The organism is Pseudomonas sp. PDM19, assembly GCF_014852215.1.
Classification (GTDB): Bacteria; Pseudomonadota; Gammaproteobacteria; order Pseudomonadales; family Pseudomonadaceae; genus Pseudomonas.
In genome coordinates this window covers 66,737-79,850 of sequence record NZ_JACVBG010000002.1, presented here as the reverse complement: position 1 = coordinate 79,850, position 13,114 = coordinate 66,737, and the positions used below count along the sequence as shown (strand labels likewise).

The following is a 13,114-nucleotide window of genomic DNA, read 5'->3' as shown; positions in this document are numbered from 1 at the left end:
CCATGGCTGGCGAAACCTCCCTGGCCGCGCTGCTGCGCGACATGACCCCGGTGCTCAACGACGGCGAGTACGTCTTCTGCACCCTGCCCGACGGCCAATTGCCAGCCGGACTGCAACCGCTGGGCAGCTTTCGCGAAAGCGAGGGGCTGACGCTGATCCTGTCGCGCGCCGAAGCCGAACAAGCCGGGCTGTCCTTCGACTACGTCGCCGCCTGGCTGACCCTGGAAGTGCACTCGGCGTTGCAGGCGGTCGGTCTCACCGCCGCCGTGGCCGGCGCCCTGGCCAGGGCCGGAATCAGCTGCAACGTGATCGCCGCCTGGTACCACGACCACCTGTTCGTTGCCTACGCTGACGGCCCGCGAGCGCTGGACGTGCTGCGCGCCCTCGCCCGCAACCCGGAAGGAGCCTGAATCATGTGGCAGAGCTACCTCAACGGTGTGCTGGTCGCCGCCGGCCTGATCATCGCCATCGGCGCGCAGAACGCCTTCGTCCTCGCCCAGAGCCTGCGCCGCGAACATCACCTGTCAGTGGCCGCGCTGTGCGTGCTGTGCGACGCCATCCTGGTCAGCGCCGGGGTGTTCGGCCTGGCCAAGGTCCTCGCCGAGAACCCGACGCTGCTGGCCATCGCGCGCTGGGGCGGCGTCACCTTCCTGGTCTGGTACGGCCTCAAGGCACTGCGTCGTGCAGTCGCACCCGAAGCCCTGGCCGATGCCCAGGAAACCGGCCCGCGTTCACGCCGTACCGTGCTGATGGCCGCGCTGGCGGTCACCCTGCTAAACCCCCACGTCTACCTCGACACCGTGCTGCTGATCGGCTCACTCGGCGCCCAGCAGGCAGCGCCCGGCGCCTACGCCATGGGCGCCGCCAGCGCCTCGCTGCTGTGGTTCTTCACCCTGGCCTTCGGCGCCGCGTGGCTTGCGCCATGGCTGGCGCGGCCGGCCACCTGGCGTCTGGTAGACCTGATGGTCGCAGTGATGATGCTGGGCATGGCCGCGCAACTGGTGTTCGCCAGCTGATCTCCGGCCCGCCGAAGGAAGCTTTTCGAACGACGTTCCGTCATCCCGGTCTGTGCATAGTGAGCGTCGCGCTCCGGCGCAAGCCGCTATGCAGGGCCTTTGCCCCTACAGTTGCTGCGTGGATATGCCGCAGGTCGGGTGCTATGATCGGACCTTCGTGGCGCCGGCGGGCTCTGAGCCTTCCGGACGCAACTGGCGCGCTGCCTGCCCCTTGATGGGGCGCATTGCAGCTACGCCCGGATGCCGCGACAAACATCGAACCGGCCCCGTGTACCGGTCGCGCGCACGTCGCGCTAGCCCAGACTGAGTGAGATAGGAGAGAGACCATGGCTTTCGAATTGCCGCCGCTGCCTTACGCGAAGAACGCCCTTGAGCCGCACATTTCCGCGGAAACCCTGGAATTCCACCACGACAAGCACCACAACACCTACGTCGTGAACCTGAACAACCTGGTTCCTGGTACCGAGTTCGAAGGCAAGAGCCTGGAAGACATCGTCAAGACCTCTTCCGGCGGCATCTTCAACAACGCCGCCCAGGTGTGGAACCACACCTTCTACTGGAACTGCCTGAGCCCCAACGGCGGTGGCCAGCCCACCGGCGCCCTGGCTGACGCCATCAACGCTGCCTTCGGTTCCTTCGACAAGTTCAAGGAAGAGTTCAGCAAGACCTCCATCGGCACCTTCGGCTCCGGCTGGGGCTGGCTGGTGAAGAAAGCCGACGGCTCCCTGGCCCTGGCCAGCACCATCGGTGCCGGCTGCCCGCTGACCAGCGGCGACACCCCGCTGCTGACCTGCGACGTCTGGGAACACGCCTACTACATCGACTACCGCAACCTGCGTCCGAAGTACGTCGAGGCGTTCTGGAACCTGGTCAACTGGGACTTCGTGGCCGAGCAGTTCGCTGCCTGAATGTACCCTGTCTGATACGAAAACCCGGCCTCGCGCCGGGTTTTTTCGTAATGGGCGCGTAACACCTTCGTGTCAGCTAACCTGAAAGGCCGGTACAGTCACGAAACACAACGATGGCCCTTTGACGTCATTGCGCCAATTGCCAATACTCAGCCCCAGTCGTTCGCCCCTGGCGAGAAACAAGGAACGCCCTTGAAACTGGATCCCCGGCACAGCCTCTCCCTCAAGCTGCTGCGAATGGTATTGCTCGCGGCCCTCGTGGTCGGGGTGGTACTCAGCTGTGCCCAGATCGTCTATGACGCCCACAAGGCGCGCCAGGCCGTACACAACGATGCCCAGCGCATCCTGGCGATGGTCCGCGATCCCTCTACCCAGGCTGTCTACAGCCTCGACCGCGATATGGCGATGCAGGTCCTCGAAGGCCTGTTCCAGCACGAAGCCGTGCGCTACGCCGCCATCGGCCACCCCGACGAACCCATGCTGGCGGAGAAATCCCGACCGCTGCTGGACTCCAGCACCCGCTGGATGACCGACCCGATCCTCGGCGCCGAGCAGAACTACTCCATCCGCCTCGCCGGCCGCGGCGGCTCCAACGAGTACTACGGCGACCTGAAGATCACCCTCGACACCGCGCCCTACGGCGACGACTTCGTCGCCACCTCGGTGATCATCTTCATCTCCGGCATCCTCCGCGCCATGGCCCTGAGTCTGGTGCTGTTCATGGTCTACCACTGGCTGCTGACCAAGCCGCTGTCGAAGATCATCGAGCACCTCGCCTCGATCAACCCGGACCGCCCCAGCCAGCACAAGCTGCCAATGCCCGACGGTCACGAGAAGGACGAGCTGGGTCTATGGGTGAATACCGCCAACCAGCTGCTGGCCTCCATCGAGCGCAATGGCCACCTGCGCCGGGAGGCCGAAGACAGCCTGCTACGCATCTCCCAGTACGACTTCCTCACCGGCCTGCCCAACCGCAAGCTGCTGCAACAGCGCCTGGACCAGATCCTCGAGGGCGCTTCGCGCCTGCAACGCCGCGTCGCCGTGCTCTGCCTGGGCCTGGATGACTTCAAGGGCATCAACGAGCAATACAGCTACCAGTTCGGCGACCAGTTGCTGATCGCCCTCGCCGACCGCCTGCGCACCCGCAGCGCGCACCTCGGCGCCCTGGCGCGGCTGGGCGGCGACCAGTTCGCCCTGGTCCAGGCCGACATCGAACAGCCCTACGAAGCGGCGGAACTGGCCCAGCAGATCCTCGACGACCTGGAAGCCCCCTTCGAGCTCGACCAGCACCTGGTGCATCTGCGCGCCACCATCGGCATCACGCTGTTCCCCGAGGACGGCGAGACCACCGAGAAGCTGCTGCAGAAAGCCGAGCAGACCATGACCCTGGCCAAGAGCCGTTCGCGCAATCGCTACCAGTTCTACATCGCCAGCGTCGACAGCGAGATGCGTCGACGCCGCGAGCTGGAGAAGGACCTGCGCGAGGCACTGGCACGCAACGAACTGCACCTGGTGTATCAGCCGCAGGTGGATTACCGCGATCACCGCGTGGTCGGCGTGGAAGCACTATTGCGCTGGCAGCACCCGACCCAGGGCTGGGTCGCGCCGGACCTGTTCATCCCGCTGGCAGAACAGAACGGCAGCATCTTCAGCATCGGTGAATGGGTGCTCGACCAGTCCTGCCGGCAACTGCGCGAATGGCACGACCAGGGCTTCGACGACCTGCGCCTGGCGGTCAACCTGTCCACCGTGCAGCTGCGCCACAACGCCCTGCCGCGGGTGGTCAGCAACCTGCTGCAGATGCACCGCCTGCCGCCGCGCTCGCTGGAACTGGAAGTCACCGAGACCGGCCTGATGGAAGACATCTCCACCGCCGCCCAGCACCTGCTCAGCCTGCGCCGCGCAGGCGCCTTGATCGCCATCGACGACTTCGGCACCGGCTACTCCTCGCTGAGCTACCTGAAGAGCCTGCCGCTGGACAAGATCAAGATCGACAAGAGCTTCGTTCAGGACCTGCTGCTGGACGACGATGACGCCACCATCGTTCGCGCCATCATCCAGCTGGGCAAGAGCCTGGGCATGCAGGTGATCGCCGAGGGCGTGGAGACGGTCGAGCAGGAGGCCTACATCATTGCCCAGGGCTGCCACGAAGGTCAGGGCTACCTCTACAGCAAGCCGCTGTCGGCTCGCGAACTGACGCTCTACCTCAAGCAGGCGCGGCGTCTGGCCGAAGCGGCCGGCGGCAATCCCAACGGCTCCGTCGAGCGCCATTGATTCCCTGATACCGCGCCCTGCGCGCGATCGCAGGCAAGGCCCGCTCCTGCACGCCAATTCCCTTCTGCTGGCGACTTGCTGGCCCCTTGATCGAGCGGCGCCACCGATCTCTCTTTTCAAAAATGCAAATCTTTCGCATTATGTTGCGGATTTTCTTGCGCAGTCCTTTTTACGTGCGCCTCCTCTCCATGCAAAGGAACCCGTCATGACTCGTATGCCCTGGGCCACTGCCAGCCTGCTCGCCATCGCCATTTCCCTCGCCGGCTGCGGCGATGACAAGAAAGCCGAAGCCCCCGCCGCCGCCGCTCCGGCTGCCAGCACCCAGAGCACTGCCCCGGCAGCGGCTGCCAAGGTCGACGAGGCCGCAGTCAAGGCCGTGGTGAAGAACTACCTGGACATCGCCGAAGCCACCTACGGCGACGCCCTGACCACCGCCAAGGCCCTGCAGACCGCCGTCGATGCGCTGATCGCCAAGCCCAGCGAAGAAACCCTGAAGGCCGCCCGCGAAGCCTGGATCGCCTCCCGCCCGTCCTACTCGCAGAGCGAAGCCTTCCGCTTCGGCAACTCGATCATCGACGACTGGGAAGGCGCGGTTAACGCCTGGCCGCTGGACGAAGGCCTGATCGACTACGTCGCCAAGGACTACCAGCACGCCGAAGGCAACGCCGGCGCCAGCGCCAACATCGTCGCCAACACCGAGATCCAGGTCGGCGAAGACAAGATCGACGTCAAGGAAATCACCGGCGAGAAGCTCAAGGGCCTGAACGAGCTGGGCGGTTCCGAAGCCAACGTCGCCACCGGCTACCACGCCATCGAATTCCTCCTGTGGGGCCAGGACCTGAACGGCACCAAGCCGGGCGCGGGCGACCGCAAGTACACCGACTACGCCCAGGGCAAGGACTGCACCAACGGTCATTGCGACCGTCGCGCCGCCTACCTGAAGGCCGTCACCGACCTGCTGGTTTCCGACCTGGAAGAAATGCACGGCAACTTCAAGGCCGGCGTCGCCGACAACTACCGCGCCAAGGTCGAGGCCGACACCGCCGAGAACAACCTGCGCAAGATGTTCTTCGGCATGGGCTCCCTGTCCCTGGGCGAGCTGGCCGGCGAGCGCATGAAGGTCGCGCTGGAAGCCAACTCCACCGAAGACGAGCACGACTGCTTCAGCGACAACACCCACAACACCCTGTTCTTCAACGCCAAGAGCATTCGCAACATCTACACCGGCGAATACAAGCGCACCGACGGCAGCGTCGTGAAGGGCCCGAGCCTGTCCGACCTGGTCGCCAAGGCTGACGCCCAGGCCGACACCGACCTGAAGGCCGACCTGGCCAACACCGAAGCCAAGATGCAGGTCATCGTCGACCGTGCCGAGAAGGACGGTGTGCACTTCGACCAGATGATCGCTCCGGAAGACAAGGACGATCAGCAGAAGATCCGCGACGCCATCGCCTCGCTGGTCAAGCAGACCGGCGCCATCGAGAAGGCCGCCACCGCGGTCGGCGTGCAGGACCTGAAGCCGGACAACGCCGATCACCAGTTCTGATCCGCCTGTCCTGACGGCTGAAAGTGCTGCGGCTCCACGCCGCAGCCACCTGCAAGCCTCTGCAAAGCCCCGCACTGCGGGGCTTTGTCATTTCCGGGCGGCAAACGATGTCGTTCTCAAATACAAATTTTTCATATTTGCATTTGACGCCCCTGCTACCATGGCGCGCTGCCATCTACCGCTCTGGAACCCCGCCAATGCTCCACCGCCGTGCCGCCCTGTGCCTTGTGCCGCTGCTGTCTGCCCTCGCCCTTGCCGCGTGCAAGCCGGAGTCCTCCCAGCATGCCGTGGCCGAGCCTGGCGAAGCACTCTCCGGCGGCGCCACCACGGTGAAACAGAGCGATCGCAACGCCTATTCCATGCCCTCGGGCAACCTCACGCCGAGTCGCCGCCTGGACTTCGCCGTGGGCAACAGCTTCTTCCGCAATCCCTGGGTGATCGCGCCGACCACCACCACCGCGCGCGACGGCCTCGGCCCGCTGTTCAACACCAACGCCTGCCAGAACTGCCACATCAAGGACGGTCGCGGCCATCCGCCGGAGATCAACGACGTCAACGCCGTGTCGATGCTGGTGCGCCTGTCGATCCCCGCCGGCGCCGCCGACGTCGAAACCATCAAGCGCCTGGGCGTGGTGCCCGAGCCGGTGTACGGCGGCCAGTTCCAGGACTCGGCCATCCCCGGCGTCGCGCCCGAGGGCAAGGTGCGGGTGGACTACGAGCCGGTGAAGGTGAGCTTCAAGGACGGCACCGTGGTCGAGCTGCGCAAGCCCAAGCTGCTCATCAGCGACCTGGGCTACGGCCCGATGCACCCGGACACGCTGTTCTCCGCCCGCGTCGCCCCGCCGATGATCGGCCTGGGCCTGCTGGAGTCCATCAGCGAGGCGGACATCCTTGCCAACGCAGAGCTCCAGGCCAAGGGCAGCGACGGCATCCACGGCCGGCCGAACCGGGTCTGGGACGACGAGAAACAGGCCACAGTCCTCGGCCGCTTCGGCTGGAAGGCCGGGCAACCCAACGTCGCCCAGCAGAACGCCCACGCCTTCTCCGGCGACATGGGCCTGACCAGCGACCTGCTGCCCAGCGATGACTGCACAAAAGCCCAGGTCGATTGCCGGAACGCCATCGACGGCGGCAAGCCGGAAGTCAGCCAGCACATCTTCAACCAGGTCGCCTTCTACGCCCGCAACCTCGCGGTGCCGGCGCGGCGCAAGGTCGACGACCCGCAGGTGCTCACCGGCAAGGGCCTGTTCTTCGACAGCGGCTGCGCCAGCTGCCACACGCCCAAGTTCACCACCGGCGCCAATGCCGCCGAGCCGGAACTGGCCAACCAGGTCATCCGCCCCTACAGCGACCTGTTGCTGCATGACATGGGCGAGGGACTAGCGGACAATCGCCCGGAATTTCTTGCCAGCGGCCGCGACTGGCGCACGTCGCCGCTGTGGGGCATCGGCCTGACCGAGACGGTCAACGGCCACACCCAGTTCCTGCATGACGGCCGCGCCCGCAACCTGCTCGAAGCCGTGCTCTGGCACGGCGGCGAAGCCGAAGCGGCCAAGCAACGCGTACTGAATTTCGACGCCGGGCAGCGCGATGCCCTGCTGGCGTTCCTGAACTCACTCTAAGGAGCCGAGCCCACCATGTTCCGCCCCCGACTGCTGATCACCAGCCTTGCCATCGCCCTGGGCGCCTGCTCGCCCACCGACCCGCAGGCCACCACCAGCGCCACGCTGGCCCAGCAGGTGATCCTGCCGACCTACAGCCGCTGGGTCGACGCCGACCGCGCGCTGGCCGCCAGCGCCCTGGCCTACTGCCAGGGCAAGGAAGACCTGACCAAGGCCCGCGCCGACTTCATGGCCGCGCAGAAGGCCTGGGCCGAGCTGCAGCCGCTGCTGGTCGGCCCGCTGGCCGAGGGCAACCGCTCCTGGCAGGTACAGTTCTGGCCGGACAAGAAGAACCTCGTGGCGCGCCAGGTCGAGCAACTGCTCAACAGCGGTAACGCGATCTCCCCGGCGACCCTGGATAAATCCAGCGTCGTGGTGCAGGGCCTGACCGCCTACGAATACATCCTCTACGACGCCAGGATCGACCTCGCCAACGCCGAGACCAAGGCGCGCTACTGCCCGCTGCTGGAAGCCATCGGCAGCCACCAGCAGGCCCTGGCGGAGAGCATCCTGGCGCAGTGGAAGCAGGACGGCGGCATGCTCGCCCAGCTCTCCAAGTTCCCCAACGAGCGCTACGCCGATGCCCACGAGGCCATCGCCGAGCTGCTGCGGGTACAGGTCACCGCGCTGGACATGCTGAAGAAGAAGCTCGGCACCCCGCTGGGCCGCCAGAGCAAGGGCATCCCGCAGCCGTTCCAGGCTGAAGGTTGGCGCAGCGACATGTCGCTGGCGAGCCTGGACTCCAGCCTGACCGGCGCCCAGGCGCTGTGGGACGGCACCGACAAGAAGGGCCTGCGCGCCCTGCTGCCGGCCGAACAGAAAGAGCTGGCCGGCAAGATCGACGCCGCCTACGCCGACGTCCACGGCAAGCTGAAGGCGATCAACCAGCCGCTCAGCGAGCTGCTCAAGAACGAAGCCGGCCTCAAGCAGCTGAACGAGCTGTACGACAGCCTGAACGTCGTCCATCGCCTGCACGAAGGCGACCTGGCGAAGGCCCTGGGAGTACAGCTGGGCTTCAACGCCAACGACGGGGATTGATTCGATCTGCTGCGCGTCGGCCATGCGTCGTTGGGACGGTGCGTCGGATTGCTCATTGGCTGGAGCCAACTCCGCATCCGCCGCACCATCCCGCCTAGCCTGGCTCTAGCTCGCAAGACCGATGGGATGCAAGAAGTGATAGAGGTGAAAGCCATGTTGCGACGTCACGTGATCGGCCTGGGCAGCCTGCTGCTCGGCGCCCTGACCTTCGGCGGCTGGACGCTGTCACGCAAGGGCAAGGAGCCCCTGGTGCTGTCCGCCCGTGACGACGCGGATGGCAAGCACTATGCCGTGGGCTATCGCCTGGACGGCAGCTGCGCCTTCGCCACCGAAGTCGGCCTGCGCTGCCACGACGTGGTGCAGCACCCCAGCCTGCCGCTGGCGCTGTTCGTCGCCCGCCGCCCCGGCCGGCAAAGCTACCTGATCGACCTGAATGACGGCCGCCTGCTGCAGACCGTCAATTCGCAGGCCGACCGCCACTTCTACGGCCACGGTGTGTGGCACAAGGACGGCGAGTGGCTCTACGCCACCGAGAACGACACCACCGATCCGGGTCGCGGCCTGCTCGGCGTGTACCGCTTCGATGGCGAGCGCCTGAACCACACCGGCGAGGTTTCCACCCACGGCCTCGGTCCGCACCAGGTGTCCTGGATGCCCGATGGCGAAACCCTGGTGGTGGCCAACGGCGGCATCCGTACCGAAGCCGAAAGCCGCGTTGAGATGAACCTCGACGCCATGGAGCCGAGCCTGGTGCTGATGCAGCGCGACGGCGCGCTGATCTCCAGGGAAACCCTGCCGCAGCAGATGAACAGCGTGCGCCATCTGGCCATCGCCGCGGACGGAACCATAGTCGCCGGCCAGCAATACATGGGCGACTCCCATGACCGCGCCGACCTGCTCGCCATCAAGCGCCCCGGCGAGGCCTTCCAGGCCTTCCCGCTGGCCGACGAGCAGCGCCTGGCGATGACCCAGTACACCGCCAGCGTCGCCGTGCACAACGACCTGCGCCTGGTCGCCCTGACCGCCCCGCGCGGCAACCGCTTCTTCATCTGGGACCTGGACTCCGGCGCCGTGCGCCTGGACGCCCCGCTGCCCGACTGCGCCGGTGTCGGCGCGGTGAAGGACGGCTTCGTCGTCACCTCAGGCCAGGGCCGCTGCCGCTTCTACGACTGCCGCAGCGAGCGCATCGCTGGCACCCCGCTGGACCTGCCCCCGGCCTTCTGGGACAACCACCTGCACCTGGCCTGAACAGGATCGGTGAACGCTGGTTGAGCACCGGCATTCCCTTGCAGGAGCGGGCCACGCCCGCGATCGCGCGCATGGCGCGCTCCTACGGGTGTGCTCAGTCGCTCACTCGACATTCGCCAGAACGCCCGTCCCAGAGCATCTGAAACCTCTACCACTCGTCTCCCTGGACTCAGGAAGACAACAATGCGGCCGATGCAAAGGCTGACCGATTCCCACCCTGCGTCTTAGAGGCGTAAACCAAGATGTCCCCCAACACTTCCCTGCGTACCCAGATCCTTTCGCTGCTGGGCGGCAGCCTGCTGCTCGTGCTGCTGATCGCCCTCGCCTGCTTCCACTTCCTCTCCGGCAGCGTCGGCGCCTACCAGCGCCTGCTGGACGGTCCGCTGCAGTCCTCGCAACTGGTCGACCAGGCGAACCTGGCCTTCAAGGTCCAGGTGCAGGAATGGAAGAACGTCCTGCTGCGCGGCCAGCAGCCGGCTGACCTGACCAAGTACTGGGGCCAGTTCGAGGACCAGGAACGCGTCGTGCAGGACGTGCTCGGTCGCCTGGAGCAGAACGCCGCCGCCGAGCCGCAGCTCAAGGCCCAGGTCAGCCGCCTGCGCGACGAACACCGCCAGCTCGGCCAGGCCTACCGCAAGGGCCGCGACGCCTACCTCGCCGCCGGCAGCGACCCGCTCGCCGGTGACGCCGCGGTGAAAGGCATCGACCGCGCCGCCAGCGAGCAGATGGCCGCCCTGGTGGACAGCCTGCACCGCGATGCCCAGGAAGAGGCCGGGAACATCTCCGCCAGCGCCCACAGCACCGTCATCAGCGGCAGCCTGATCCTGCTGATCTCCGGCATCGCGCTGGGCCTGCTGAGCCTGTGGCTGGTCAACCGCAACCTGATCGGCCCGATCGCCCGCCTGATCGAACACATCGCCCAGCTCAGCGAAGGCAACTTCGGCGAGCGCGTCGACGCCAGCCGCCGCGATGAACTGGGCCGCCTGGCCCGCGCCGCCAATACCCTGCGCGACTTCCTGGCCGAGACCTTCACCCGCCTGAAACACAGCACCACCGAACTGGACACCGCCAGCGGCGAGCTGAACGCCATCGCCACCCTGATGGCCGAAGGCACCCGCGAGCAGTTCTCGCGCACCGACCAGGTGGCCACGGCGATGCACGAGATGTCCGCCACCGCCCAGGAAGTCGCCCGCCACGCCTCCGACGCCGCGCGCGCCGCCGACGATGCCGACCAGCACGCCCAGGAAGGCGGCGAAGTGATGAAGACCACCATCGTCACCATCACCGAGATGAGCAACGAGATCGCCAACACTGCCGAAGTCATCCGCCGCCTGGAAAGCGACAGCGGACGCATCGGCAAGGTGCTCGAAGTGATCCGCGGCATCGCCGACCAGACCAACCTGCTGGCCCTCAACGCCGCCATCGAGGCCGCCCGCGCCGGTGAAGCCGGCCGTGGTTTCGCCGTGGTCGCCGACGAGGTCCGCACCCTGGCCCAGCGCACCGCCGAGTCCACCGCCGAGATCCACCAGATCATCGATACCGTGCAGACCGGCTCGGTGAACGCTCTGCGCGCCATCGAGAGCGGCCAGACCCGCAGCGAACAGGGCGTGGAGCGCGTCACCCAGGCCGGCGAAGTGTTGCGCAGCATCACCCATGCGGTGGAAGCGATCCGCGACATGAACCGCCAGATCGCCACCGCCGCCGAGGAGCAGACCTCGGTCGCCGAGGACATCTCGCGCAACCTCACCGAGATCACCGCCATCGGCGCCACCAACGAGGAAAACGTGGTGCGTACCCAGGGTGCAAGCCGGCATTTGCACGGCCTCTCCGGTGAACTGGCGGACGTCACCCGCAAGCTCAGCGCCTGATCCACTTGTGCCACAGGGATGTGGCACCCTTCCCGGATCCGTCTGCTGCACCGATTCAGCGCGTATCTGCGGCAAACAACCTTACTTTTCGTGGGAAACCTCTTGTAATCGCAGGCCTTTGACTCGCCGCGCATTCAGGCATAAGGTGCGCAATTCCGCCCCGCAATGGGGCGTCCCCCGTATCGGCTTCAAAGCCTGATCGATATCTGCGCGAACGGAAGGCCGCCCGGCAACTTGTGGGCGAGCGATCGCGCCCGATTGCTGCCAGGCACGTACCAAGGAACAGGAAGATGTTGCGCCGCATGCTGATCATGCTGGGCGTAGTTGCCGTCATCGTTGCGGTGCTCGCCGGCTCGAAATACCTCTCCATCAAGAAACAGATCGCCATGTTCTCGGCGCCGCGTCCGCCGGTGAGCGTGAACGCAGCCAATGCCGAAGAGCGCGACTGGCAGAGCCGCCTGCAGGCCATCGGCACCTTGCGCGCGATCCAGGGCGTGACCCTGACCGCCGAGGTTTCCGGTACGGTCAGCGCGGTGCAGTTCGTCTCCGGCGACAAGGTCAAGGTCGGTCAGCCGGTGGTGCAACTCGAATCCGATGTCGAGCAGGCCACCCTGCGCACCGCCGAAGCGGACCTCGGACTGGCCCAGGTCGAGTACGAGCGCGGCAAGAGCCTGGTGGGCCGCCAGGCCATTTCCAAGAGCGAGTACGACCGCCTCGCCGCCCAGCTGAACCGCTCCACCGCCACCGTCGCGCAACTGCGCGCGGCGCTGGCGAAGAAGCGCATCCTCGCTCCCTTCTCCGGCACCATCGGCATCCGCCAGGTGGACGTCGGCGACTACGTTTCTCCGGGCACCGAGATCGTCACCCTGCAGGACCTGACGACCCTGCAGGTGGACTTCTTCCTGCCCGAGCAGGACTTCCCGCTGCTCAAGCGCGGGCAGAAAGTCGTGGTGCGCGTGGCGGCCTATCCGGGCCAGAGCTTCGACGCGCAGATCGACGCCATCAGCCCGCGCGTGGACAACCAGACGCGCAACCTGCTGGTCCGCGCCAGCATGGCCAACCCCGACGGCAAGCTGCTGCCGGGCATGTTCGCCAACCTGGAAGTGCAGTTGCCGGACAGCGCGCCGCGCATCGTGGTGCCCGAAACCGCGGTGGCCTTCACCCTGTACGGCAACTCGGTGTACGTGGTGGTGCCGCACAAGCCCAAGGACGGCGAAAAGGCGGAAGACGCCAAGGCCGACGCGCCGAAGCTGGATGTCGAGCGCCGCTTCGTGAAGACCGGCGAACGCCGCGAAGGCAGCGTGGTGATCCTCGAGGGCCTGAAGGCCGGCGAAGAAGTGGTGACCTCCGGCCAGCTCAAGCTGGACAACGGCACCGCCGTGGCCATCGTCAAGGACCCGCAGTAATCGCACAGCAGTGCCCTCGCCACCGGCGAGGGCAACCAGAGACAACCGCTCTGCCCGGATTTCGCGAGCTAGAGCCAGGCAAGGCGGAGGGAATTGGCGAAAGCGGAGTTGGCTGTAGCCAATGAGCATTTCGACGATTCCCTCCAACG

The 13,114-nt window shown here is 66.3% G+C and carries 10 protein-coding genes and 1 pseudogene; all 11 read left to right on the top strand.

Features of this window, described 5'->3' with window-relative positions:
- Nucleotides 1-2 precede the first annotated feature (2 nt).
- The 11 genes and pseudogenes from IB273_RS08595 to IB273_RS08550 all read left to right on the top strand — a co-directional run bounded on the left by IB273_RS08595 (nt 3) and on the right by IB273_RS08550 (nt 12,965).
- A complete protein-coding gene (locus tag IB273_RS08595) occupies nt 3-410 on the top strand; it encodes an ACT domain-containing protein (protein ID WP_151188298.1) in 408 nt (135 codons plus the stop codon).
- 3 nt (nt 411-413) lie between these two features.
- Nucleotides 414-1,016, top strand: a complete 603-nt coding sequence (locus IB273_RS08590; RefSeq protein ID WP_192223869.1) for a LysE/ArgO family amino acid transporter — start codon at nt 414-416, stop codon at nt 1,014-1,016.
- 326 nt (nt 1,017-1,342) lie between these two features.
- Entirely contained in the window at nt 1,343-1,924 is a 582-nt protein-coding gene (locus IB273_RS08585) for a superoxide dismutase (protein ID WP_045211147.1), read from the top strand.
- 192 nt (nt 1,925-2,116) lie between these two features.
- Nucleotides 2,117-4,198: a putative bifunctional diguanylate cyclase/phosphodiesterase gene (locus IB273_RS08580; protein ID WP_192223868.1), complete on the top strand. Its 2,082-nt coding sequence runs from the start codon at nt 2,117-2,119 to the stop codon at nt 4,196-4,198.
- 205 nt (nt 4,199-4,403) lie between these two features.
- Nucleotides 4,404-5,744: an imelysin family protein gene (locus IB273_RS08575; RefSeq protein ID WP_138215918.1), complete on the top strand. Its 1,341-nt coding sequence runs from the start codon at nt 4,404-4,406 to the stop codon at nt 5,742-5,744.
- Nucleotides 5,745-5,941: 197 nt separating this feature from the next.
- Entirely contained in the window at nt 5,942-7,366 is a 1,425-nt protein-coding gene (locus IB273_RS08570) for a di-heme oxidoredictase family protein (protein WP_192223867.1), read from the top strand.
- A gap of 15 nt (nt 7,367-7,381) precedes the next feature.
- On the top strand, nt 7,382-8,443 hold the full coding sequence (locus IB273_RS08565) for an imelysin family protein (RefSeq protein ID WP_192223866.1): 1,062 nt from the start codon (nt 7,382-7,384) through the stop codon (nt 8,441-8,443).
- 153 nt (nt 8,444-8,596) lie between these two features.
- A complete protein-coding gene (locus IB273_RS08560; protein ID WP_192223865.1) occupies nt 8,597-9,691 on the top strand; it encodes a DUF1513 domain-containing protein in 1,095 nt (364 codons plus the stop codon).
- Nucleotides 9,692-9,933: 242 nt separating this feature from the next.
- A pseudogene (locus tag IB273_RS31905) lies at nt 9,934-10,626 on the top strand (methyl-accepting chemotaxis protein); the annotation flags it as partial.
- A 165-nt stretch (nt 10,627-10,791) separates the two neighbouring features.
- The gene (locus IB273_RS31900) at nt 10,792-11,559 is read left to right on the top strand and encodes a methyl-accepting chemotaxis protein (RefSeq protein ID WP_405307215.1); all 768 of its coding nucleotides are present in this window, start codon (nt 10,792-10,794) and stop codon (nt 11,557-11,559) included.
- A gap of 290 nt (nt 11,560-11,849) precedes the next feature.
- The gene (locus tag IB273_RS08550) at nt 11,850-12,965 is read left to right on the top strand and encodes an efflux RND transporter periplasmic adaptor subunit (RefSeq protein WP_081516380.1); all 1,116 of its coding nucleotides are present in this window, start codon (nt 11,850-11,852) and stop codon (nt 12,963-12,965) included.
- Nucleotides 12,966-13,114 lie beyond the last annotated feature (149 nt).

Bases quoted from the DNA above. Each gene is read 5' to 3' on its own strand.
- IB273_RS31900 (WP_405307215.1), top strand. From the start codon at position 10,792: ATGGCCGAAGGCACCCGCGAGCAGTTCTCGCGCACCGACCAGGTGGCC.
- IB273_RS08565 (WP_192223866.1), top strand. From the start codon at position 7,382: ATGTTCCGCCCCCGACTGCTGATCACCAGCCTTGCCATCGCCCTGGGC.
- IB273_RS08590 (WP_192223869.1), top strand. From the start codon at position 414: ATGTGGCAGAGCTACCTCAACGGTGTGCTGGTCGCCGCCGGCCTGATC.
- IB273_RS08595 (WP_151188298.1), top strand. From the start codon at position 3: ATGGCTGGCGAAACCTCCCTGGCCGCGCTGCTGCGCGACATGACCCCG.
- IB273_RS08560 (WP_192223865.1), top strand. From the start codon at position 8,597: ATGTTGCGACGTCACGTGATCGGCCTGGGCAGCCTGCTGCTCGGCGCC.
- IB273_RS08550 (WP_081516380.1), top strand. From the start codon at position 11,850: ATGTTGCGCCGCATGCTGATCATGCTGGGCGTAGTTGCCGTCATCGTT.
- IB273_RS08585 (WP_045211147.1), top strand. From the start codon at position 1,343: ATGGCTTTCGAATTGCCGCCGCTGCCTTACGCGAAGAACGCCCTTGAG.
- IB273_RS08575 (WP_138215918.1), top strand. From the start codon at position 4,404: ATGACTCGTATGCCCTGGGCCACTGCCAGCCTGCTCGCCATCGCCATT.
- IB273_RS08570 (WP_192223867.1), top strand. From the start codon at position 5,942: ATGCTCCACCGCCGTGCCGCCCTGTGCCTTGTGCCGCTGCTGTCTGCC.